This is a genomic window from Duganella hordei, from assembly GCF_040369125.1.
Taxonomy (GTDB): Bacteria; Pseudomonadota; Gammaproteobacteria; order Burkholderiales; family Burkholderiaceae_D; genus Rugamonas; species Rugamonas hordei.
In genome coordinates, this window is sequence record NZ_BPWI01000014.1 from 84316 (window position 1) to 107381 (window position 23066).

Sequence of the window (23066 nt, forward strand, 5' to 3'; positions counted from 1 at the left end):
TCAGATGAGCAGTTCCCAACAAGCATGATGTCTTCCCGGCATCTTTTAATCCTAATAGTAGGCAGGCATGAAAAAAACTTCACACGCTATCGTTGCAGCCCTGTTGCTGGGCGCCGCCGCTTTCTCCGCTAACGCGGCGACAGTGACCCATACGCCTAAAACCATCGACCTGAGCGCAAGCGCCGCCAAGTACGGCGACAGCTTCAGCACCGGCCTGGCCCAGGCCACGTTCACCGATGTCTTCAATTTCCACGTCAGCGCCAAGAGCCTGCTGTCAGCCGACCTGACCTCGACCTCGAGCACCGCGGCTGTCGGCCTGGACCTGACCAATTTCCTGGTCTATAACAGCGCCGGCACCCTGCTTTACTCGGGTGTGCAGAAATCGACCGGCAAGGTCGACAACTGGAAGCTGAGCACGCCGAATCTGGTGTTGAACACGGGCAACTACTACCTGCAAGTGGTGGGCAAGGTCAATTCGAACAGCGCCGGCAGCTTCTCCGGCAACATCGCACTGAAAGCGCTGGCGGTACCGGAAGCCGATACCTACGCCATGCTGCTGGCAGGCCTGGGCCTGGTTGGTTTCGTCGCACGCCGCCGCAAAGCCGCGTAATTCGCCCACTTTAAGATAGAGAACAAGCATGAAAAAATATACTTCGATCCTGATGGCCGTGGTTCTGGCCGCCGCCAGCGCCTTCGCCGGCGCGGCTGATTTCCAGCGCACCTCCACCATCACCCTGGTTGACGGCACCTCGGACTTCGGTCCGGCCAGCGCCTTTAGCGCAGGCAACTTGGACAAAACCTTCTCGGACGTGTTCAACTTCTCCATTCCCAGCCTGAGCAGCGCCGACAGCAATGTGTCGTCGGTCAGCATCGGCGATAACGCAGGCATCGACTTCAGCCGCTTCGACCTGTATAAAGTCGGTTCGCCGATCGCCGCCGCCACCGGCAGCCTGGACGTCGACAGCGGCCTGTGGATCCTGTCTGGCACCAATCTGGCCGCCGGCAACTACTTCTTCAAGGTCGAAGGCACCATCAAGTCTGCCGACGCGATCAGCTACTCGGGCAACCTGGTGGTATCGGCAGTGCCGGAAGCGGACGCCTACGCCATGCTGCTGGCTGGCCTGGGCCTGGTTGGCGTGATCGCCCGCCGTCGCAAGAGCGCCTGATATACCGGCCGCGCCTTCGGGCGGCCCGCTCCTCTCACCCCGCAAGCCTGACGGTTTGCGGGGTGTTTTTATTTTCCGTCCCCGGTGAACCCGATATAATGCGCAGTAGGGCGGCGCCGCCGCCTGCTGCCATGGATCCCGCGTTGCGCACACTGTTATTTCTTGCCGCCCTCCTGAGTTGCTGCGCCGCCCGCGCGCAGATGATCCGCCCGCAAAGCGGTTCCGAATTGCGTGCCGCCCAGCTGGGGCTGGTGATCAACGACGATGATCCACGCAGCGTCGAGATCGGCGAATACTACCGCACCACGCGCGAGGTGCCGGCGCAGAACGTGGTGCACGTGCACATTCCCAACCGTCCGCGCAAGCTCGACGCAGAGCAGTTCCGCCAGCTGAAGGCGCAGATCGACGCCGGGCTGGGGCCGCAGGTGCAGGCCGTGTTGATGGTGTGGACCGCGCCGTATGCGGTCGAGTGCAATTCGATCACCTCGGCCTTCACGCTGGGCCTGGATGTGGGGCTGTGTCAGAGGCCCTGCGGCCCGGGCAAGCCCAGCAGCTATTTCAATGCGCCGGGCGGTCAGCCGTTCAGGGACTACCAGATGCGCCTGTCGATGCTGCTGCCGACCGAGTCGGTGGAGGGCGCGAAGGCGCTGATCGGACGTGGCATGGTGGGCGGCTTCAGCGTGCCGGCCGCCACCGCGTGGTACCTGGTCACCAGCGAGACGCCGCGCAACAGCCGGGCGCCGTTTTTCCCGCCTTCCGGCACGGTCGCATCGAAGAAGCTGACCATCAAAAACCTGCGCGCCGACAGCATTGAAGGGCAGGGCGACATCATGATCTACCAGACCGGCATGGCGCGGGTGGCCAAGCTCGACACGCTGCAGTTCCTGCCGGGCGCGTTGGCCGATCATCTGACCTCGACCGGGGGCGATCTGCTCAGCGACGGCCAGATGAGCAGCCTGCGCTGGCTGGACGCGGGCGCGACCGCCAGCTACGGCTCGGTGACCGAGCCGTGCAACTATTGGCAGAAATTCCCCCAGCCCACCGTGCTGCTGCGGCACTATCTGGCGGGGGAGACGGCGATCGAGGCGTATTGGAAAAGCGTGGCGTGGCCGGCGCAAGGCGTGTTCATCGGCGAACCCCTGGCGGCGCCCTACCGGCGCTAGGCCGGCGTGTCAGGCGCCGCGCCGACGCAGGCGGACCAAGCCCACCAGCGCCAAGCCCGACAGCAACATCAGATAGGTAGCGGGTTCGGGGATGGCGGCAGTGCTGCCCAAGCCGATAAGAGCGCCGCCGCCGGCCTGGTCGCCGGCCTGGCGCCTGTTGCCTTGTGCGTAGCGACCGTCGCTCTGGTCGAAGCGCAGCACAATCAAGCCGTCGTCTTCCGCCTGCTGCAGATCCAGGCGCGCCAGCTGGCCCAGGTCCTGGCGGTTCAGGCCGTCGCCAATATAGGCATGCAGCTCGTTGTCGGTGCTGTCGAGCTCGACGTGGACGTTGTTGCCCATCTTGTCCAGCAGCGCCTGTTCTTCTTCCGTGCTCAGCGTGCGCCGTCCGTCCGCCATTTCGTCGAGCATGGCCAGCAGCTTGTCCGGATCGAGACCGTCGTTCAGCGGTTCCGAGGCGTCGTGGTTGGCGTCGGCCAGGCGGCAGCGGCCGGTGTAGCTGTCCAGGTCGTTCTTGCCTCCGCCGTTCAACGCGCGCTGGGCGCGGGACGACAGCGGCGCGTCGTCGCCGCCATTCCAGGCGGTGTTGGGTTTGGAGCGCTCGGCGGTCACCGGCTGACCGACGCAGTTGCCCATTCCGGAAGCCGGCGGCTTCGGCTTGTGCGTTTGCAGGCCGCTGTGAGCTTCAATGACGGGGACCGCGATGGCGCTGGTATAGCCGGTCACCAGCAAGCCGGCCAGGATCGCGCGGGTGCAGAGGTGTTCGATTGTATGCATTGTGGTCGTGTATGTCCGTATTTAACAAACAAATCGCTCGGCGGGGAGGGGCGAAAAACGTTCTTGGAAAAACAATTTCATTCCTGAACGGCAATTATTATTGTATCACGCTTTATTGTCGACAACGCACAACGTGCCGCCGTCACAACAGCCGGCTTAGTCTGAACGGACTAAGCCGGCGTCATCATGGCGTCATGGCCGGCCCTTAATATGCAAATTGCAAGCTTCAAAATCAATTTGCCAACATTCCAGGACTGTTCATGAAAAAATTCTTCGCTACACCGGCCACCCGGGCCGCCGCCACGCCTGGCCGGCGCACCATCATCGCCGCCGCCCTGATGGCGGGCCTGTCGGCCCAGGCCCTGGCCGCCACGCCCATCGTCATCAGCCAGGTGTATGGCGGCGGCGGCAATTCCGGCGCCAAATACAAGAACGATTTCATCGAACTGTTCAACCGCGGCGACAGCGCCGTCGACATCAGCGGCTGGAGCGTGCAATACGCCAGCGCCACCGGCAGCAGCTGGCAGGTCACCAAGCTCGCCGGCAACACCGTGCTGCAGCCCGGCCAGTACTTCCTGGTCCAGGAAGCGGTCGGCACCGGCGGCACCGACAGCCTGCCGGCACCGGATACCATCGGCACCCTGGCGCTGAGCGGCACCACCGGCAAGGTGGCGCTGGTCGGCAACGTCAGCGCGCTGGCCGGCGCGGCGCCCGCCGCCGGCTCCTATGTCGACCTGATCGGCTTTGGCTCCGCCGGCTACTTTGAAGGCAGCGCCGCCGCGCCAACCCTGAGCAACACCACCGCCGCGCTGCGCGCCGCCGCCGGCTGCACCGACGCCGACAACAACAGCACCGATTTCAGCGCCGGCGAGCCGACCCCGCGCAACCGCGCCAGCGCGCTGCATGCCTGCGGCGTGCCGGCCGCGCCGCCTATCGTCGCCACCTGCCCGGCCAGCCTGTCGCTGGCCTTTGGCATCAGCGGAAGCGCCGACCTGAGCGCCACCGACAGCGACGGCGTCGTCAACAACGCCGTCATCACCTCGGCCGCCGTGCCGGGCATCAGCCTGGTCAACTTCCTGGCGGCATCGGCCGCCGGCGGCAACGCCACCGTCAGCCTGAACGTGGCCGCCTCGGTCCAGGCCAGCACCTATCCGGTGACGATCCGCTTCGACAACGACCAGTCCCAGCAAACCAGCTGCACCATCAACGTCAGCGTCGCCGCGCCGGCCACGCTGACCCACACGATTCCGCAAATCCAGGGCCAGGGCGACACCAGCCCGTACGCCGGCACCATCCAGACCACCGAAGGCGTGGTCACGGCCAAGGTCGGCTCCGGCTTCTTCATCCAGGACGAGACCGGCGACGGCGATCCGCTGACCTCGGACGGCATGTTCGTCTACACCACCGCCGCCAACAGCGGCACGGTGCAGGTCGGCGACAAGATCCGCATCACCGGCAGCGTCAGCGACTACGCGCCGGTCGCCGGCGGCCACGCCTACACCGAGCTGCAAAACATCAGCGCCATCGTCAAGCTGGCCGGCGGCATCAGCATCACCCCGACCAACGTCCAGCTGCCGCATCCGAACCTGGGCCAGGTCGAAGGCATGCTGGTGCGCTTCACCAATCCGCTGACCGTGTCGCAGCTGGAATTCCTCGGCGACCGCGGCGAAGTCACGCTGTCGTCGGGCCGCCTGGAAATCGCTTCCAACCGCTATCGCGCCGGCACCCCGGAAGCGCTGGCGCACGCCGCCGCCAACGCGCTCAACCAGATCGTGCTGGATGACGGCATCTTCGTCACGCCGACCACCATTCCCTACCTGGGCGCCGACGGCTCGCTGCGCGCCGGCGACACGGTGTCCGACCTGACCGGCGTGGTCGACTTCGGCGCCAAGGGCGGCGGCGGCGCCGGCTTCAAGCTGCAGCCGACCGTGGCGCCGGTGTTCTCGCAGGACAATCCGCGCACCGATCCGCCGGTGCTGGCACCGGGCAACATCAAGGTGGCCAGCGCCAACGTGCTGAACTACTTCACCACCTTCACCAACGGCACCGACGTCGAGGGCAACACCAACCAGGGCTGCTCGCTGGGGTCGTCGGTGGCCAAGTCGAACTGCCGCGGCGCCGACAACCTGAACGAGTTCAACCGCCAGACCACCAAGATCGTCGGCGAACTGAAGGCGATCAACGCCGACGTGTTCGGCCTGATGGAAATCCAGAACAGCGGCGAATACACCGTGACCAAGCTGGTCGACGCGCTGAACGAAGCGATCTCGCCGGGCACCGGCCTCAAGACCTACGCGGTGGTACCGAAGCCGTCCACCACCGGCACCGACGCCATCCGCGTGGCGATGATCTACAAGCCGGCGGCGCTGACCATGGTCGGCAACGCGCTGACCGACGGCGACGCCATCAACAACCGTCCGCCGATGGCGCAAACCTTCAAGGCGGCCAATGGCGCCAAGTTCTCGCTGGTGGTCAACCACCTGAAATCGAAGGGCAGCTGCCCGAGCGGCAGCGGTCCGGACGCCGACCACAACGACAGCCAGAGCTGCTGGAACGCCACCCGCATCCTGCAGGCGCAGCGCCTGGTCAACACCTTCGTGCCGCAGGTGGTCAGCGCCGCCGGCGACGCCAAGGTGCTGCTGATCGGCGACTTCAATTCCTACGGCATGGAAGATCCGATCAACACCATCACCGCCACCGGCTACGTCAACCAGCTGGAGCGCTTCGTGCGCGGCAGCGGCGACATGCCGTACTCGTTCGTGTTCAACGGCGAAGCGGGCTACCTGGACCACGCGCTGGCCAGCGCCGCGCTAAGCCCGCAGGTGGCCGCCGCCGCCGAATGGCATAACAACGCCGACGAGCCGACCGTGGTCGACTACAACACCGACGGCAAGCCGCAGGACAAGTACACCAGCGCTCCGTACCGCGCATCCGACCACGATCCGGTGGTCATCAGCCTGAACCTGGCGGCGCCGTACACCGACGTCACCGGCAGCATCCGCACCATCGCCTCGGGCCTGACGCTGAACCGCCTGACCGGCAAATGGACCGGCACGCTGTCGCTGACCAACACCGGCAACACCGCGCTGCAAGGTCCGCTGCAGGTGGAACTGGTCGGACTGGTGGCGGGCGCCACCCTGGTCAATGCCAACGGCACTCATGACGGTTCGCCGTACATCACCGTCAGCGGCAGCCTGGCGCCTGGCGCCACCGTCTCGGTACCGACCACGTTCACCAAGACCGGCACCGGCGGCGTGACGTACTCGTCGGTAAAAATTTCCAGCGGCACTTTCTAAGGACTCATGAACATGTTTATCACCACCACCACTTTCCGCCGCAGCGTACTGGCACTGGCACTGAGCGCTTGCGCCACGCTGGCCTCGGCCGCCTCGACTTTCCATATCGAACTCGATACCGCCGGTTTCGGCAGCAACGGCTGGATCGACCTGCAATTCAATCCGTCGCCGGTGGACCCGGTCGCGGCCTGGGCGGACCTGAGCGGCTTCGCCGGTTTCGGCGACTCGTCGACGGCGCAGGCCGTGGGCGTGACCGGCTCGCTGGCTTCCGGCTTCCGCATGAGCACTGCCGGCGGCCCGAGCGACCTGTTCCATGAAGTCAGCTTCGGCGGCGGCAAGGTCAGCTTCAACGTCACCATCGACAGTGACGCCGGCGCCAGCCAGAGCGGCTCGGCGTTCTCGGTGGCGCTGTTCAACGCCGCCCAGGACAGCGTGCTGGGCGCCACCGGCGCGGACGGATACAGCCTGCTGCACCTGGACTGGACCCCGGCCGCCAACGCCGGCGGCAGCGGCAGCCTGGTCGCCAGCGGTTTCAACAGCGCCAGCGTGCACGTCAGCGCCGTACCGGAGCCAACGACCTGGGCCATGCTGGGCGCCGGCCTGGCGCTGGTTGGCCTGGCCCGCCGCCGCAAGCTGCAGGCCTGAGTTTTAGCCGCGCAAAAAAACGACACAGCAATGTGTCGTTTTTTTATGCGCGCACGATTTTAGATCGTCTCTTCTAAACCGCAAGTAATACAGGTAAACACTGGATATATACTAAAAATATCTGAATTCTCAATACAAATCATATTAGTAATGCCAGTTTGCTTATTGCATAGTATTTCCTTTACACGGATTTGCCATGCTACCCGCCCATATCCTTGTCATTGAAGACGAACCTGCGATCCAGGAACTGATAGCCCTCAACCTGAGCATGGCCGGGCACACGGTCAGCCGCGCGTGCGACGCCGAGAGCGCCTTGCTGATGCTCGAAGACGGCGTGCCGGACATGCTGATGACGGACTGGAACCTACCCGGCCAGTCCGGCCTGTCGCTGATACGCCGCCTGCGCGCGCAGCCGTCCACGCGCGGCCTGCCGATCATCATGGTGACCGCCCGCTGCGGCGAGCCGGACAAGATCATGGCGCTGGAAAGCGGCGCCGACGATTACATGACCAAACCCTTCAGCCCGCGCGAGATGGTGGCCCGGGTGCACGCGCTGCTGCGCCGCGGCCAGTCGCAGGTGCAACGGTACGGCGCCGACGCGGTGCAGATGGCCGGCCTGCGGCTCGATCCGCACACCTTGCGCGTGACCGCCGGCGCCCGCGAACTGGCCATGGGCCGGGTCGAATTCAAGCTGCTGAACTTCCTGATGAGCCATCCCGAGCGCGTGCACACGCGCGCCCAGCTGCTCGACCAGGTGTGGGGCAGCGACGTCTACCTGGACGAGCGCACCGTCGACACCCACGTCGGCCGCCTGCGCAGCGCGCTGCAGCCCAGCGGCCACCAGCAGCGCATCGAAACCGTGCGCGGCAGCGGCTACCGCTTCAGCGCCAGCGGGCACGGCGGCATGGCGGCCCGGGTCTGACCGTGGAACAACTGGTCATCTTGAGCAAGCTGGAGCAGGAGTACCTGCTGCACGCGATCGAGGCGGCGCTGCCGGTGCGGCAGGCGCGCCAGTTCTTCCTGTGGACGCAGGGCCAGCTGCAGGCGCTGCTGCCGCACCAGGTCATGGTGTGCCTGCAGTTCGGCCCGCAGGACGAGGTGCAGCACGTCGAATGCGTGCACAGCACGGTGCTGGACGCCGGACTGCTTGGCCGCCTGGGCAACCGCGACGACGGCCTGGCGCTGCGGCTGGCGCGCCATTGCCGCCAGGGCGTCGGTTTGCCGGCCATGCTGGACGCCACGCCGGGCGCCGAGCGCCATCCGCTGGCGCCGTTCCTGGGCGAGTTGCGCGACCTGGGCCTGGACAATCTGCTGCTCCACGGCAGCGAGCGCCTGCCGGGCGGCGCCACCTTTTTCGCGCTGTTCGGCCTGCCGCACCGGCCGCGCGCGCGCCACGCCTATTTCCTCGAACTGCTGCTGCCGCATCTGCACATGGCGCTGCAGCGCATCAACCAGCAGCAGCGCCAGGCCCGCGCCGGCGCGCTGGCGCGGCCGGCCAGCGCGCGCGAGATGGAAATCCTGTACTGGGTGCGCGAGGGCAAGAGCAACGAGGAAATCGGCCTGATCCTCGGCATCAGCGGCCTGACGGTCAAGAATCACCTGCAGCGGCTGTACCGCCTGCTGGGGGTGTCCAACCGCGCCCACGCCATCGCGCGCGGCATGGCGCTGCACCTGTTCGAACAGCCGGCGCTGGCCCTGGCGGAAGCCGCCTGAGGGATTGTTATTCCGATAACGGGCATGAAACCGTCGCAATCTGGCGCGGCCGCAGGCGCACACGGCAAGAAAAGATTGTCTGGTATGCAAACCGCATGGTAGCCTCTGACATCTTGCCGCAGGGCGTGGCGAATTAAGGAGTCGTTAGGATGGAAGTTGCAAAGAATTCCCGTAAGACCGCAGCTCACAAGGCTGGCGGCTTTACCCTGCTGGAACTGCTGGTGGTCATCGTTATTATCGGTTTGCTGGCGGCCTATGTGGGCCCCAAGTACTTCGCCCAGCTGGGCAAGTCGGAAGTGACGATCGCCAAGGCGCAGATCGAAGCGTTTGAAAAATCGCTCGACACCTACCGCCTGGACGTGGGCCGCTATCCGACCACCGACGAGGGCCTGAACGCGCTGCTGGTGGCGCCTGCCACGGCCGGCGCCAAATGGAACGGCCCTTACCTGAAGAAGGGCGTGCCGCCGGATCCATGGGGCCATCCATACCAGTACAAGGCGCCGGGCACCAAGTCCGAGTTCGAGATCACTTCGCTGGGCCGCGACGGCCAGCCCGGCGGCACCGGCGAAGACGCCGACATCAGCTCGCAATAAACCGGCAACAATCTCGTAGTAAGCTAATCATCCCAGCCGTCACGGAAAGTAGTTTTCGCCATGCAGTTCGATGTCCGCACATTGTCGGCCGATATGGTCATCTCGCATCTGCTGATCGATGGCCGCGATGAGGCCGACGCGCGCCGTCAGGTGGAGGCGCGCGGCTTGTTCGTCAGCGCCATCACGCCGGCGGGCGGCGGGCTGGGCCTGCGACGGGGCAAGCGCCGCGGCAAGGGCCTCTCGCTGGTGCTGTTCAGCCAGGAGCTGCTGGCGCTGCTGACGGCCGGCCTGGGCATCGTCGAGGGCCTGGAGGCGCTGCTGGAAAAGGAAAGCAGCCCGGCCACGCGCAGCGTGCTGGAACGCCTGCTGTCCGGCCTGCGCGAAGGCCAGCGCTTTTCCGCCGTGCTGGCCGAGCAGCCGGAATTGTTCCCGCCGCTGTACATCGGCATCGTCAAGGCGGCCGAGGGCACCTCCGACCTGCCGCGCTCCCTGTCCCGTTTCATCGATTACCAGCAGCGCATCGACCTGGTGCGCGGCAAGCTGGTGTCGGCGGCGATTTATCCCTGCATCCTGCTGCTGGTCGGCGGCGGCGTCAGCATGTTCCTGATCGGCTACGTGGTGCCGCGCTTCGCCGAGGTCTACCAGGGCGCCGGCCGCAACCTGCCGTGGCTGTCGCAGCAGATGCTCAACTGGGGCCAGTTCGCCGGCCAGCACACCATGCTGCTGCTGGGCGGGATCGCCGCCGTGCTGGCGGCGCTGGCGCTGGGCGTGCGCCAGCTGATGGGCAACGGCGGCTTCGCGCGGCTGCTGGGCCGCCTGCCGGGCATCGGCGAGCGGGTGCGCATCTATGAGCTGTCGCGGCTGTACCTGACGCTGGGCATGCTCAGCGAGGGCGGCATCACCATCATCCATGCGATCGACACCGTGCAGGTCATGGTGTCGGCCGGCATCCGCCAGAACCTGCAGGCGGCGCGCGCCGATATCGAGGCGGGGCTGCCGCTGTCGACCGCGTTCGAATCGAACCAGCTGACCACGCCGATCTCGCTGCGCATGCTGCGCGTGGGCGAGCGCACCGGCGACATGGGGCCGATGCTGACGCAGTCGGCGGCCTTCTACGACGGTGAAATCAGCCGCTGGATCGAACGCTTTACCCGTACTTTTGAACCCCTGCTGATGGCGGCCATCGGCCTCGTCGTCGGCGCCATCGTGGTGCTGCTGTATATGCCGATATTTGATCTGGCCGGAGACATGTCATGACGCTCCAGGCCCCGCCGGTGCTGGATACCGCCATGGTGGCGCGCGCGCGCCACCTGCGCCAGCAATCGAAACGCACGCTGGTCGAGGAGCTGGAAGCCTTGAGCGGCATGGAGCCGCGCCTGGTGGTGCAGGCGCTGGCGCATCCGTTCGGCATGGCCGTGCTGGAGACCGTGGACATGCTGGCCTTCACCCCGGCCTTCGAGCTGCTGCCGCTGTCGCAGGCGATGGCGCGCCACTGCGTGCTGCTGCGCGGGCACGACGGCATGGTGGTCGGCGTGATCGCCGATCCCTTCGATCTCGACCTGCAGACCTGGCTGGGCACGCAGGCGCGCGCCACGCCGCACGCGCCGCTGCAAACGCGGCTGGCGCTGCAGGCCGACATCCAGGCCTACCTGTCGAAGCAGGAAGAATCCGCGCGCGCCACCGATTCGCTGCTGCCCGGCGCCAGCGAGGGCCGGCGCGACGGCAAGACCGCCGCCGTGCTGTCGTTCGCGTCGGTGTCGGAAGCGGCCAGCCCCGCCGTGCGGCTGGTCAATTCGACCTTGTACGACGCCTTGAAGGCGGGCGCCTCCGACATCCACCTGGAGAGCACCTCCGGCGGCCTGGCCGTCAAGTACCGCGTCGACGGCGTGCTCGATCACGCCACCGCCGTCAACGGCATCGACGTCGCCGAGCAGATCATCTCGCGCCTGAAGGTGCTGGCGGAGCTGGACATCGCCGAGCGCCGCGTGCCGCAGGACGGCAGCTTCCGCGTCGAGGCCAACTCGCGCGAGATCGATTTGCGCGTCTCCATCATGCCGAGCATCCACGGCGAGGACGCGGTGATCCGTATCCTCGACAAGCGCGCCATGATCGAAGCCTACGGCTCGCTGACCTTGGAGGCGCTGGGCTTCGACGCGCCCTCGCTGGCGACCTTGCGCGTGCTGGCGCAGGAAGCCTACGGCATGCTGCTGGTGACGGGGCCGACCGGCTCCGGCAAGACCACCACGCTGTACGCCGCGCTGACCGAGATCCACAACGGCCGCGAAAAGATCATCACCATCGAAGACCCGGTCGAGTACCAGCTGCCCGGCATCCTGCAGATCCCGGTCAACGAGAAGAAGGGGCTGACTTTCGCGAAAGGCTTGCGCTCGATCCTGCGCCACGACCCGGACAAGATCATGGTCGGCGAGATCCGCGACCGCGAGACGGCGGAAATCGCCGTGCAGTCGGCGCTGACGGGCCACCTGGTGCTGACCACCGTCCACGCCAACAACGTGTTCGACGTGTTCGGCCGCTTCACCCACATGGGCATCGATCCGTATGCGTTCGTGTCGGCCTTGAACGGCATCTGGGCGCAGCGCCTGGTGCGCATCAACTGCCCGCACTGCGCTGCGCAGTACACGCCGGACGATCAGGAACTGGCCAGCGTGGGCCTGGCCCGCGCCGACGTCTACGACTACCGCTTCATGCAGGGCAAGGGCTGCGGCGACTGCCGCGGCACCGGCTACAAGGGCCGCCGCTCGATCGCCGAGATCCTGACCCTGAACGACGAGATCCGCGAGCTGATCGTCGACAAGCGGCCGATCCGCCAGATCAAGCAGGCGGCCTACGAGAACGGCACGCGCAGCCTGCGCCTGGCGGCGCTGGAACTGGTCAAGCGCGGCGGCACCACGCTGACCGAAATCAAACGGGTGACCTTGCATGCGTAGATCATTCGGACAATCCCTGCGCATCGGCGTCTCCGGCTCCGGCGTCAGCCTGCTGCGCGTGAGCCGCTGGACCGGCGAGCCGTTCACGGTGCTGGCCGAGCAGGCGATCGCGCCATCGGGCGAGCATCCCTTCGACGCCATCGCCAACGCCTTGCGCGCGCTGCTGGGCGAACAGGAAGTCGGCGGCTGGCCGACCAGCATCGTGCTGGCCGACGACCTGGCCCGCATGTGGCGCGTGACGCCGCCGCCGGGCGCCGCGCGTCTGGCGGACATCGAAGCGGCGGCCGGCTTCCGCTTCCAGTCGCTGTATGGCGAAGCGGCGACGGCGTGGCAGATTTCCGCCGACTGGAGCGCGACGCAGCCGTTCTTCGCCGCCGCCGTGCCGCGCGCCTTGCTGGCCGTGCTGCGGCTGGTGGCGCAGGAATTCAAGCTGCGCGTCGTCGGCATCGAACCGCATTTCGTCTCCGCCTGGAACCGCTGGCGGCGGGGCATCAAGCCGGGCGCGTGGTTCGGCCTGGTGCACGACAACCTGCTGACCTTGGCCGCCATCGAACCCGATGGCAAAGGCATCCGCGCCATCCGCGTGCTGCCGCTGCCGGGAGCGCAGGGGGCCGACCAATACTGGCTGAGCCAGACGCTGACGCGCGAGGCGCTGCTGCTGGACATGGCCGCGCCGGAGTCGCTGCAAGTATGCGGCGCCGCACCTGCCGCATGGAGCAAGCCGCCGGCCAACGCGGCCTGCATCGCTTGCGCGGCATTGGACCATGCGCAGCAGGCGCCGGCCGGCGAGATGTCGGCCATGGTGCTGCTGGCGCGCGGCGGGAGCCTCGCATGATGCATACGAATAAGCGCATGAACATCGATTTCGCGCCGCGCAGCCTGCGCCGCAGCTTGTTCCACACCCATCCGGCGTTGCTGGCGCTGGCCGGCTTCGGCTTGCTGCTGTGCGCCGGCGCCGGTTTCGGCGGATGGAAGCTGGTCGAGCAGCAGCGCTTGCGCGCGCACCAGCTGCGGCACGTGCAGGAACGCGCAGCGGCCATTTCCGCGCGGCCGGTCGAGGTGGCGCAGGTGGCGATACCGGAGGCGCAGGCCACCTTCGTCAACGGCGCCATCATGCAACTGAACCTGCCGTGGCGCGAGCTGCAGGATGCGGTGGCCGCCGCCACGCCGCGCAGCGTGGCGCTGGTGGCGATGGAGCCGGATCCGCGCAAGCGGGTGCTCAAGCTCACGGCCGAGACCAAGACCAGCGACGACATGGTGGCCTACGTGGCGGAGCTGAAGCAGCAGGAGCTGTTCAGCGGCGTGATGTTGACCCGCCATGAGATCAACGAGCAGGACCCGAACCGGCCCTTGCGCTTCCAGCTGGAGGCCACATGGGTAGCGCGATGAACCGGATTAACCTGGCGGCCCTGGTGCTGCGCGCGCGGCTGGCGCTCGGCCGTATCGGCGCGCCCGCTTGCATCGCCATCGTGTTGTGCGTGGCCGGCGTGGCGGCGTGGGCCTGGCTGCTGCCGCATCGCGCGGCGCAGGCGCGGCTGATGGCGCAGCCTTTGCCGACGCCGGCCGCGCTGGTGACGGCGCCGCCGCCGCCATCGGCCAACCAGAACCTGGCCGGCTTCTATGAGGTGCTGGGCGAGAAGCGCTACGCCGAGCAGCAGGTCAAGGTGCTGTTCGACCTTGCCGCGAAAAGCAATCTGTCGCTGAGCCAGGGCGAGTACAAGGCCTTCTACGACAAGGCCAGCCGCGTCAGCACCTACCAGATCAACCTGCCGGTGAAGGGACCGTATCAATCGATCTGGCAGTTCGCCATGCAGGGCCTGCGCGACATGCCGTTTGCCTCGCTCGACGAAATCGCTTTCCGCCGCGACGCCATCGCCGACGCCAACGTCGAAGCGCGCCTGCGCTTTACCCTGTACCTGAAGGACGGCGAACCATGAAACCCTATCAAATCGTGATGGGCGTGGCGCTGGTCGCCGCCGCCGGCCTGGTGCTGTTTGGCGATAACTCGCCGTCCGGCGACATCGCCGAGCCGGTGGCGCGCGTCCGCGCGTCCGCGCCCGCCGCCGCCGCTCCCGTGCCTGCAAGCCGGGCCTCCAGGGACGCCAAGCCGCAGGCCGAGGTCGCGATCCTGCGCCTGACGCCGCGCGCGATGCTGGTCGGCGAATCCGGCGAGGCCACGTTCGCCTCGGGCGAGGGCGTCTTCCTGGGCCAGAACTGGAACCCGCCGCCGCCACCGCCGCCGCCCAAATCCGCCGTGAACGTACCGCCGCCACCGCCGATGGCGCCGCCGATACCCTTCGTCGTGATCGGCAAGGCCGTCGCCGACGGTGCCTGGGAAGTGTATTTGTCCCGCGCCGACAAAACCTATGTGGTGCGCAATCAAACCGTCATCGACGGCACCTACCGCGTGGACAGGATCGCGCCGCCGCTGATGTCCGTGACCTATCTGCCTTTGAACCAGGTACAACAGATCAATATTGGAGTCCTCGACTGATGGCTAGTCATCTGAAGAATTTGGGCCGCCGCGCCGCGCTGCCCGCCATGCTGGCGATCGCTCTGAGCGGCTGTGCCGGACAAATGGCGTACCGCGACGGCCGCGACCTGATCGCCAAAGACCAGATCGAAGCCGGTCTGCTGAAGTACCAGGAGGCGGTGAAGGCCGATCCCGGCAACGCCCAGTTCCGTTCGGCCTATCTGGTGGAGCGCGACCGCGCCACCCTGCGCTACCTCGACCAGGCCGAGCGCCAGCAGGCCGAGGGCAAGCTGGACCTGGCGGAGCAGGGCTTCCGCCGCGTGCTGGGACTGGACCCGTCGAACGAACGCGCCCGCAACGGCCTGCGCGCGCTGGAGCGGGACGGCCGCCAGAGCAAGCTGCTGGACGCCGCCGCGCAAAACCTCAACAAGGGCGAATACGAGCTGGCCAAGCAGAAGCTCAACGCGCTGCTGACCGAGAATCCCGGCAACGAGAAGGCGCGCCTGATGCTGCGAGAGGCGCTGGACAAGACCGCGCCGCCGGCGGTGGAATCGGGCCTGGCGAAATCGTACAAGCAGCCGATCTCGATCGAGTTCCGCGACGCGCCGCTCAAGCAGGTGTTCGAGGTGATCTCGCGCCGCTCCGGCCTGAACTTCGTGTTCGACAAGGACGTCAAGACCGACCAGCGCACCACGGTGCTGCTGAAGAACAGCACCGTCGAATCGGCGATCTACTTCCTGCTGCTGACCAACCAGCTGGAGCAGCAGGTGATGGACGCGAACACGGTGCTGATTTATCCGAACGTGGCGGCCAAGCTGAAGGAATACCAGGAGATGACGGTCAAGACCTTCTTCCTGGCGAACGCCGAGGCCAAGCTGGTGGCCAACACGCTGAAGACCATCCTCAAGTCGCGCGACGTGGTGGTCGATGAAAAACTCAACCTGCTGATCGTGCGCGACAGCCCGGAGGCGATCCGCCTGGCCGAAAAGCTGGTGGCGCTGCAGGACGCGCCGGAGGCGGAGGTGATGCTGGAAGTGGAGATCCTCGAAGTCAAGAAGGGCAGCCTGATGAATCTGGGCGTCGAATGGCCGACCAGCATCGGCCTGGCGCCGTTGTCGACCTCCGGCGGCACCGGCATCACGATCCGCGACCTGAACAACCTGAACCAGCGCACCATCGGCGTCACCGGCGTGTCGATGGCCATCGACGCCAACAAGACCAACACCGACTCCAACCTGCTGGCCAATCCGCGCATCCGCGTGCGCAACAAGGAAAAGGCCAAGGTCGTCATCGGCGACAAGCTGCCGGTGATTACCACCACGGTGTCGTCCGGCGTGGGCGGCTTCGCCAGCGATTCGGTCACCTACGTCGACGTCGGCCTGACCTTGAACGTCGAGCCAACCATCTACCTGAACAACGAGGTGGCGATCCGCGTGCAACTGGAGGTCAGCAACCTGACCAACACCATCACCACCAAGAACGGCGGCACCGCCTACCAGATCGGCACGCGCCAGGCGTCCACGCTGCTGCAGCTGAAGGACGGCGAGAACCAGGTGCTGGCTGGCCTGATCAACAGCGAGGAGCGCGGCACCGCCAACCGCATACCGGGCGCCGGCGACCTGCCCATCATCGGCCGCCTGTTCGGCAGCCAGCGCGACGACAACCAGAAAACCGAGATCGTGCTGTCGATCACGCCGCACCTGATCCGCAACGTGCAGCGTCCGGAAGCGTCGTCGTCGGAATTCTCGGCCGGCACCGAGGCCAGCTTCCGCCGCCGTCCGGACCTGACGCCGCGCGCGGCGGCGCAGTTGCCGCCGGTGCCGGGCATGCAGCCGGCCGCGCTGCCGGCCGTGCCGTCGCCGGTGCGTCCGCCGCCGCCGGTGCAAGCCATGCCAATCTCGCAGGGCCAGCCGGCGCCGCTGCCGCCGACCCAGGGAGTGCAGCCGCAGCCGGTGCAGCCGGAACCTCAGCCCGAGCCTGCGCCGCCGGTGCCGCAGCAGTAAGGACATGACGATGCGCGCGCGGGGCTTCACGCTGATCGAGCTGCTGGTGACGCTGGCCATCCTCGGCCTGCTCAGCGCGCTGGTGATCCCGACCGCGAACGTGGTGGTGCAGCGCCGCCAGGAGCAGGAGCTGCGCGAGGGGCTGCACCAGATCCGCGCGGCGATCGACGCCTACAAGGTGGCGTACGACCAGGGCCGCGTCGCCAAGTCGCTGGGGGCGACCGGCTATCCGAAAACGCTGGAGCAACTGGTGGAGGGCGTGCCCGACGTGCAAAACCCCAAGCATGCGAAGATATTCTTCCTGCGCCGGGTGCCGCGCGACCCGTTCAATCCCGACGCCTCGCTGAGCGAGTCGCAGACCTGGGGCAAGCGCAGCTACGCCAGCGAAGCCGACCAGCCGAAGGAGGGCGAGGACGTCTACGATGTCTACAGCCAGAGCGACAAGACCGGCCTGAATGGCGTGCCGTACAAGAAATGGTGAATATGAAAACCAAGGGATTCACGCTGATCGAGTTGCTGGTGGTGCTGGGCATCGTCGCCTTGATGCTGACGCTGGCCGTGCCGCGCTATTTCCCCAGCATCGACAAGTCCAAGGAGGTGGTGCTGGCCGATAACCTGCGCAATATGCGCCAGGTGATCGATCAGTATTATGGCGATACCGGCCGCTATCCGGACACGCTGGAGCAGCTGGTGGAGAAGAAGTACCTGCGCGGGCTGCCGGTCGATCCGATCACCGACAGCGACGCGACGTGGGTACTGGTGCCGCCGGAAGACGCCACCAAGGGCGGCATCTACAACATCAAGAGCGGCGCCCCCGGCAACGACCGCAGCGGCAAGCCATATTCCGACTGGTGATATGGCTGAAGCGTCAACATTCCAGCACATTCCGCGGCGCCTTGCCGGCAGCCGCGGCTTCACCTATCTGAGCCTGATCATCCTGGTCGCCATCATCGCTTTGGTGGCCGCGACGTCGCTCAAACTGGGTTCGGTATTGCAGCGCAGCAGGGCGGAAACGGAGTTGCTGGAAATCGGCGCCGCATTCAGCGACGCCTTGAAAAGTTACGCCGACGCGACGCCGCAAGGACAGCCGCCGCAGCCGCCGTCGCTCAAGGAATTGCTCAAGGATCCGCGTTTTCCCGGGACCCGCCGCCACCTGCGCAAGCTGTTTGTCGATCCGGTGACGGGCAAGCCGGAGTGGGGCATTGTTTATCTGGGCGACAAGGTGGGCGTGCTGGCGGTGTACAGTTTGTCGAATGACAAACCTGTGAAAGTCGGCAACTTCCCGGCGCGCTATTCTGGATTTGACGGCAAGAGTCACATCTCCGAGTGGAAGTTCACGATGGCGTCCGAGTTGCCTGGCGCCGCGACGATGACGGGAACCCAGCCGCAAATTGCGCCCGCTGTACCTGCGTTACAACAAAATATGTCTGCACCATTGCCTGCACCAATTCTGACGCCGGCGCCGACAGCCCCAACTCCAGCCACTCCCGTCCCGGCGCCTGAAACGCCGCCCGCTCCCTCTGAAGAGTCTGCTCCGGCACCGCCACCACCCCCGCCGCAAGAGCCCGAAAATCCTGATGTAAAGCAAGACTAGCGTGAGAAAAGTTCATTTTTTTCACCAAAATCATGCGCGAGGCTTTCACGGAATTGGTGCAATGCAATACGTATTTTATATTGTGAAAATTGTTATCTATAAGAAATAAAAAATAGAATATTTACAATTGTAATATATGCTTTTATGCTACTATTTGTCTCGGCAGCACTCCTATTGACTTACAAAGTGGTTGGCGCAAGCGCAGCCACAATTCGTTTGATTAAGGAAAATCATATGAAATTGAAATCTCTCGCGGCCGGCGCATTGCTGGCGGCAGCATCGTTCGGCGCGTCTGCGACAACCACAATTCTGGGCACCCTGGACCCTACCGGTCCGGACACCCTGTCGGAGAAGTCGGTCAAGTACGTCGCAGTCGGCTCGGTGATCAACGACTCGTGGATCTTCACCGTCGATACGCCTTCGGCAACCTCGTTCGGTGCGCAGCAAACCTTCGCCGTTCCAACTGGTGCCATCACCGGTTTCGGCGCTGAGATCCTGGGCGTTCCAGGTGGCACGTTCGGTTCGGCCAACATCGACGGCAACCAGCTGAACTTGAACTGGGCCGGCAACCTGGCCGCCGGTACCTACACCGTGCACGTATGGGGTGTTACCGCTATTAAGAACACCCAGTACACCGCCACCGTTGCGGCTCTGCCAGTTCCAGAACCAGAAACCTACGGCATGATGCTGGGTGGCCTGGCACTGGTTGGTGCTGTCGCTGCTCGTCGCAAAGCAAAGAACGCAGCCTAAGTCTTAGCCGCTAAAAAACCCGCCAGCCTGAACGCGCTACGATCGCGTTCAGTGCAGGCGGGTTTTTTTTCGTCTGTGGCTTCAGGTCAGCGCGCGATGCGTTTGAAGTCGGCGAGGCGGAAGCCCATCGCCAGCAGGGCGGCGAAGTAGACGCCGGCGCACACGCCGATTAACGCCAGCAGCGCGGCGGCGCGCAGCAGCGCGTGGTGCTGCAGACCCAGCCAATCGATTTGACGCGCGCCGAACCAGGCCGCCGCGCCCATCAAACCGCAGGCGATCACCAGCTTGACGCAGAACACTGTCCAGCCCGGCTTCGGCCGGTGGATGCCGCGCCGGCGCAAGCCCGCATATAAGAAGCCCGCATTCAGGCAGGCGCCCATGCCGATCGACAGCGCCAGGCCGGCCACCTGCAGGTAGGGCACGAAGATCCAGTTCATCAGCTGCGTCGCCAGCAGCACGCCGATGGCGATCTTGACCGGCGTGCGGATATCCTGTTGCGCGTAAAACGCCGGCGCCAGCGTCTTGACCAGGATAATGCCCAGCAGGCCGGCGGCATAGGCGATCAGCGGGTGGGTGGATTGGGCGGCCGCTTCGGCGGTGAATTTACCGTAGTGGAACAGGGTGGCGATCATCGGTTCGGCCAGCACGGCCATGCCGACCGCCGCCGGCAGCGCCAGCAGGAAGGTCAGGCGCAGGCCCCAGTCGAGCAAGTCCGAGTATTCCTGCTGGTCGCCGTCGGCCTGCGCCTTGGACAGACTCGGCAGCAGGATCGTGCCCAGCGCCACGCCCAGCAGCGCGGTTGGGAACTCCATCAGGCGGTCGGCGTAGGACAGCCACGAAATGCTGCCCTCGGCCAGGCGCGAGGCGATGCTGGTGTTGATCATCAGGCTGATCTGCGCGGCCGAGACGGCAAACACCGCCGGGCCCATCTTCTTGAGCACGCGGCGCACGCCGGGATCGCCGAGGCCGGCGGCCGGGTTCCAGGACAGCGTCGGCAGCATGCCGATCTTGATCAGGGCCGGGATCTGGATCGCCACCTGCAGCACGCCGCCGACAAACACGGCGATCGCCATCGCGTAGATCGGGTGTTCCAGGTGCTGCTGCAGGAACAGCGAGGCCAGGATGGAGGCGATATTCAGCAGCACCGGCGTGAAGGCGGGGATCTTGAACTCGCGCCAGGTGTTGAGCACGCCGCCGGCCAGCGCCACGAAGGCCATGAAACTAATATAAGGGAACATCAGGCGCGTCATCCACACGGCGGCGTCGAACTCTTCCAGGCCGTTGGCGATCAGGTAGATAAACAGCGGCGACGCTATAATGCCGACCACGCTGACGATCAGCGTCGACCACACCAGCGTATTGGCCACGTGGTCGGTCAGGCGCTTGCTGGCTTCCTGGCCCTGCTTGTTCTTGTATTCCGACAGGATGGGCACGAAGGCCTGCGAGAACGCGCCCTCGGCAAACAGCCGGCGCAGCAGGTTGGGTATGCGGAAGGCGACGATGTAGGCGTCGGTATAGGCGCCGGCGCCGAAGGCGCGTGCAATCAGGGTTTCGCGCAGTAATCCGGTGATACGGGACAGCATGGTCATGCTGGAGATGGCGGAGAGTGTTTTGAGCAAGTTCATGGGCAGTGATTATAGTTGCTCCCGTCGAAAAATATCGCTATAATCGCAGGCTGTACAGAATTCTGTTACGCAGACACTAATGTTTGGCAGGCAGTAGTTTGACTCACATGGTTCGGCAGACGCACTGAACGCACCTGTTTGGCAAACAATAATGTTTGCAAACGCACCTTTACCCTGTTTTAGGAAATTCCATGGCAAATACCGCACAAGCGCGTAAGCGCGCTCGTCAAGCAGTCAAGCAAAACGCTCACAATTCGTCCCAGCGTTCGACCCTGCGCACCGCTATCAAGGCAGTTCGCAAGGCGATCCAGGGCGGCGACAAAGCTGCTGCGACCGCAATCTTCCAATCGTCCGTGTCGACCATCGACAGCATCGCCGACAAGAAGATCATCCACAAAAACAAGGCAGCTCGTCATAAGAGCCGTCTGGCAGCTGCCCTGAAGGCACTGTCCGCTTAATTCCCCGCACGGGGATTTACAGCAAGAACCCGCCTGACCTGGTCAGCGCGGGTTTTTTCGCTTGTGCGGCCGCTTTTTTGCGGGCGTAAAAAAGGCCGGCGCAAGGCCGGCCCGGTCCGGTCGCCAGAACTTATTTGGCTGGCATCGAAGCGGAGGCTTCTGCCGAAGCGGCGGCTTTCTTGGCTTTTTTAGCTTTCTTGGCTTTCGGAGCCGAAGCGTCGGCCGAAGCGGGGGCGGAGGCCATCGGCGCCGAAGCCATGGCCGAGGCGGATGCCGAAGCGGACGGGGCGGCGGCGAAAGCGGAAGCAGCAAACAGGGAGGCAACCAGGGCAGCGATGATCTTGGACATGATAAGTTCCTTAGTCAGTTGAGAAACAGCTAAAAAAACAAAGATTCGGATGAATCTGTTTCATTAACGCAGCTCAAAAATTTCCAGTTGACACAAAAACTGCTGTTTTTTAAAATTTTATTTGCTGCATTGCATCAAATATGGCGCGTCGTTGCGGCATTGTGCGCCACAGTCCTCGTGCCGCAGGTGCCGCAGCAGGTCGGTCAGCGGCGTGCGCGACAGGCCCAGCAGCTCGGCCGAGCGGCGGTCGATTTCATTGGCCAGGTCCAGCTGCAGCCATTCCATTTCATCGAGCATGGTGCGCAGTTCCAGCAGGATGCCGGGGTCGTCGTGGGCGATGTCGAGCATGCTGTCGCTGTGGTCGGGGTCGAAGCCGGCCTGCAGCACCAGTTGCCGGATCGAGTTCATGCGCTCGAACAGGAAGGCCAGCGGCGAGCGCTCCGGCGCCGTCGGCGCCACCTGGTGCTCGAAGGCGCTGCGCAGCGCGAACCAGGCGCGCAGCACCTCGGCCAGGTGGGCCAGCTGGAAGGCCGGGCCGCGCTCCTGCCGCGTCTGGTGGGCGTCCTGCGGCGTGGAGTGGATCAGGTCGCGCAGGGCGTCGACGGCGGCCGCGTCGAAGCGGCTGTGGTGCAGGCGCGCCAGCATGTCCAGCCGCGGCAGGTCGAAGCGGCGTATCACCGTCTCGGCCACGTCGGCCACGGCCAGCAGCTTGGCCAGCGGCGAGATCTTCCCGGCCCGCAGCCCGGCCGGATAGCCGCTGCCGTCCTGCCGCTCGTGGTGCTGCAGGATCGCCAGCCGCGCGGCCGGTGGAAAGCCGGGTATGCAGCTGAGCAGCACATTGCCGGTCAGCGGGTGGACGTGGATGAAGCGGCGCTCGTCCGGTGTGATGTTGTGGCCGCTGGCCAGCAGCAGCGGGTCGGTGTGCATCTCGCCGACGTCGTGGCACAGCGCGGCCAGCAGCAGCGTGGCGCGGTCGCCGGCGTCCAGTTTCAGCCGCAGCGCCAGCGCGCAGGCGATCATGCTGGTGCGCAGCGAGTGCTCGAAGATGTCGGGGCGCTGCTCGCGCATCACGGTCAGCCGCATCAGCAGCGGGGGCGGCAGCCTCAGCGCTGCCAGGCCGTGCTTGACGGCCAGCGGGTCGCCGGCGCGGTTGGCGAGGCGGGCATAGACCGGGTCGTGCTCGAGGATCTTGCCGGCCTCGATGGCCAGGCCGGCGGCGTCGATCGCCCGATCGCTGATCAGCATGCCGTCCAGCGGCTCGGTCAGCTTGTGCTGGGCCAGCCGCTCGAACTGCTCGTCGCCGAGCCGCGTGCCGCCGGCGACCAGCTTCATGCCGTTGCTACAGTAGATGTCCCGGTGCGCCGTCACCGGTCGGCTGCGCGCCAGCGCGGCCACGGCCTGCAGATAGTATGGACTCTCGGTGTAGGACGCGGTCGCTTCTGCAGGCATGGCTTTCCCCCGGCGCGTGGCAATACGCCAACCTATTTAATATAGGCAATGCTTGCCCAAATGCTAG

General features: G+C 65.5%; 24 protein-coding genes. 20 read left to right on the forward strand and 4 right to left on the reverse strand.

The annotated features are described in order from the left end of the window. Positions 1 to 67 precede the first annotated feature (67 nt). The 3 genes from ABWW33_RS25435 to ABWW33_RS25445 all read left to right on the forward strand — a co-directional run bounded on the left by ABWW33_RS25435 (position 68) and on the right by ABWW33_RS25445 (position 2329). Positions 68 to 610 carry an FxDxF family PEP-CTERM protein gene (locus ABWW33_RS25435; protein ID WP_353404263.1) on the forward strand — a complete coding sequence of 181 codons (543 nt, stop codon included), beginning with the start codon at positions 68 to 70 and terminating at the stop codon, positions 608 to 610. A gap of 28 nt (positions 611 to 638) precedes the next feature. Continuing rightward, complete coding sequence (locus tag ABWW33_RS25440) at positions 639 to 1166, forward strand: FxDxF family PEP-CTERM protein (RefSeq protein WP_353404264.1); 528 nt, start codon at positions 639 to 641, stop codon at positions 1164 to 1166. 143 nt (positions 1167 to 1309) lie between these two features. Further along, positions 1310 to 2329 carry a TIGR03790 family protein gene (locus ABWW33_RS25445; protein ID WP_353404265.1) on the forward strand — a complete coding sequence of 340 codons (1020 nt, stop codon included), beginning with the start codon at positions 1310 to 1312 and terminating at the stop codon, positions 2327 to 2329. Between the two features lie 9 nt (positions 2330 to 2338). Here ABWW33_RS25445 and ABWW33_RS25450 read toward each other — a convergent pair whose 3' ends face one another. Then, positions 2339 to 3103, reverse strand: a complete 765-nt coding sequence (locus ABWW33_RS25450; RefSeq protein ID WP_353404266.1) for a PEP-CTERM sorting domain-containing protein — start codon at positions 3101 to 3103, stop codon at positions 2339 to 2341. A 260-nt stretch (positions 3104 to 3363) separates the two neighbouring features. Here ABWW33_RS25450 and ABWW33_RS25455 point away from each other — a divergent pair, with 260 nt between their 5' ends. The 16 genes from ABWW33_RS25455 (at position 3364) to ABWW33_RS25530 (ending at position 19118) form a co-directional block, all read left to right on the forward strand. Next, a complete protein-coding gene (locus ABWW33_RS25455) occupies positions 3364 to 6399 on the forward strand; it encodes an ExeM/NucH family extracellular endonuclease (protein WP_353404267.1) in 3036 nt (1011 codons plus the stop codon). Positions 6400 to 6411: 12 nt separating this feature from the next. Continuing rightward, a complete protein-coding gene (locus ABWW33_RS25460) occupies positions 6412 to 7044 on the forward strand; it encodes an NF038129 family PEP-CTERM protein (protein WP_353404268.1) in 633 nt (210 codons plus the stop codon). A gap of 196 nt (positions 7045 to 7240) precedes the next feature. Further along, positions 7241 to 7966, forward strand: coding sequence for a phosphate regulon transcriptional regulator PhoB (gene phoB, locus ABWW33_RS25465; RefSeq protein WP_176655163.1), 726 nt, complete (start codon positions 7241 to 7243; stop codon positions 7964 to 7966). Between the two features lie 2 nt (positions 7967 to 7968). After that, positions 7969 to 8757, forward strand: a complete 789-nt coding sequence (gene epsA / locus ABWW33_RS25470; protein ID WP_353404269.1) for an XrtB/PEP-CTERM-associated transcriptional regulator EpsA — start codon at positions 7969 to 7971, stop codon at positions 8755 to 8757. A gap of 149 nt (positions 8758 to 8906) precedes the next feature. Further along, on the forward strand, positions 8907 to 9350 hold the full coding sequence (gene gspG / locus ABWW33_RS25475; RefSeq protein ID WP_176655165.1) for a type II secretion system major pseudopilin GspG: 444 nt from the start codon (positions 8907 to 8909) through the stop codon (positions 9348 to 9350). A 60-nt stretch (positions 9351 to 9410) separates the two neighbouring features. Further along, positions 9411 to 10607 (forward strand): type II secretion system F family protein, encoded by a 1197-nt coding sequence (locus ABWW33_RS25480; protein ID WP_353404270.1) that lies wholly within the window; start codon positions 9411 to 9413, stop codon positions 10605 to 10607. Beyond that, complete coding sequence (locus ABWW33_RS25485) at positions 10604 to 12298, forward strand: GspE/PulE family protein (RefSeq protein ID WP_353404271.1); 1695 nt, start codon at positions 10604 to 10606, stop codon at positions 12296 to 12298. The genes ABWW33_RS25480 and ABWW33_RS25485 overlap by 4 nt, the downstream gene beginning before the upstream one ends. Further along, complete coding sequence (locus tag ABWW33_RS25490; protein WP_353404272.1) at positions 12291 to 13133, forward strand: hypothetical protein; 843 nt, start codon at positions 12291 to 12293, stop codon at positions 13131 to 13133. Before ABWW33_RS25485 ends, ABWW33_RS25490 begins: the two co-directional genes overlap by 8 nt. Continuing rightward, complete coding sequence (locus ABWW33_RS25495) at positions 13130 to 13687, forward strand: hypothetical protein (protein WP_353404273.1); 558 nt, start codon at positions 13130 to 13132, stop codon at positions 13685 to 13687. The genes ABWW33_RS25490 and ABWW33_RS25495 overlap by 4 nt, the downstream gene beginning before the upstream one ends. Next, the gene (locus ABWW33_RS25500) at positions 13684 to 14235 is read left to right on the forward strand and encodes a hypothetical protein (RefSeq protein WP_176655241.1); all 552 of its coding nucleotides are present in this window, start codon (positions 13684 to 13686) and stop codon (positions 14233 to 14235) included. The genes ABWW33_RS25495 and ABWW33_RS25500 overlap by 4 nt, the downstream gene beginning before the upstream one ends. After that, entirely contained in the window at positions 14232 to 14792 is a 561-nt protein-coding gene (locus tag ABWW33_RS25505; RefSeq protein ID WP_176655168.1) for a hypothetical protein, read from the forward strand. The genes ABWW33_RS25500 and ABWW33_RS25505 overlap by 4 nt, the downstream gene beginning before the upstream one ends. Further along, positions 14792 to 16774: a secretin GspD/PilQ domain-containing protein gene (locus ABWW33_RS25510; protein WP_353404274.1), complete on the forward strand. Its 1983-nt coding sequence runs from the start codon at positions 14792 to 14794 to the stop codon at positions 16772 to 16774. The genes ABWW33_RS25505 and ABWW33_RS25510 overlap by 1 nt, the downstream gene beginning before the upstream one ends. Before the next feature lie 4 nt (positions 16775 to 16778). Further along, complete coding sequence (locus tag ABWW33_RS25515) at positions 16779 to 17255, forward strand: type II secretion system protein (RefSeq protein ID WP_176655170.1); 477 nt, start codon at positions 16779 to 16781, stop codon at positions 17253 to 17255. Then, positions 17249 to 17629, forward strand: coding sequence for a type II secretion system protein (locus tag ABWW33_RS25520; RefSeq protein ID WP_176655171.1), 381 nt, complete (start codon positions 17249 to 17251; stop codon positions 17627 to 17629). The genes ABWW33_RS25515 and ABWW33_RS25520 overlap by 7 nt, the downstream gene beginning before the upstream one ends. Position 17630: 1 nt before the next feature. Then, positions 17631 to 18368 (forward strand): type II secretion system protein, encoded by a 738-nt coding sequence (locus ABWW33_RS25525; protein ID WP_353404275.1) that lies wholly within the window; start codon positions 17631 to 17633, stop codon positions 18366 to 18368. 234 nt (positions 18369 to 18602) lie between these two features. Continuing rightward, positions 18603 to 19118, forward strand: coding sequence for an FxDxF family PEP-CTERM protein (locus ABWW33_RS25530; protein WP_353404276.1), 516 nt, complete (start codon positions 18603 to 18605; stop codon positions 19116 to 19118). Positions 19119 to 19204: 86 nt separating this feature from the next. On the opposite strand, the gene murJ is transcribed toward ABWW33_RS25530, so the two are convergent. Continuing rightward, positions 19205 to 20743, reverse strand: coding sequence for a murein biosynthesis integral membrane protein MurJ (murJ, locus tag ABWW33_RS25535; protein ID WP_176655173.1), 1539 nt, complete (start codon positions 20741 to 20743; stop codon positions 19205 to 19207). 191 nt (positions 20744 to 20934) lie between these two features. Between murJ and rpsT the strand changes: the two genes are divergently transcribed. Further along, positions 20935 to 21201 carry a 30S ribosomal protein S20 gene (gene rpsT, locus ABWW33_RS25540; RefSeq protein ID WP_008446456.1) on the forward strand — a complete coding sequence of 89 codons (267 nt, stop codon included), beginning with the start codon at positions 20935 to 20937 and terminating at the stop codon, positions 21199 to 21201. A 130-nt stretch (positions 21202 to 21331) separates the two neighbouring features. Here the strand turns inward: rpsT and ABWW33_RS25545 are convergent, their stop codons facing one another. Together ABWW33_RS25545 and ABWW33_RS25550 are read right to left on the reverse strand one after the other, a co-directional pair. Then, positions 21332 to 21550, reverse strand: coding sequence for a hypothetical protein (locus tag ABWW33_RS25545; protein ID WP_353404277.1), 219 nt, complete (start codon positions 21548 to 21550; stop codon positions 21332 to 21334). A 117-nt stretch (positions 21551 to 21667) separates the two neighbouring features. Beyond that, a complete protein-coding gene (locus tag ABWW33_RS25550) occupies positions 21668 to 22999 on the reverse strand; it encodes an HD-GYP domain-containing protein (protein ID WP_353404278.1) in 1332 nt (443 codons plus the stop codon). Between the last annotated feature and the right edge of the window lie 67 nt (positions 23000 to 23066).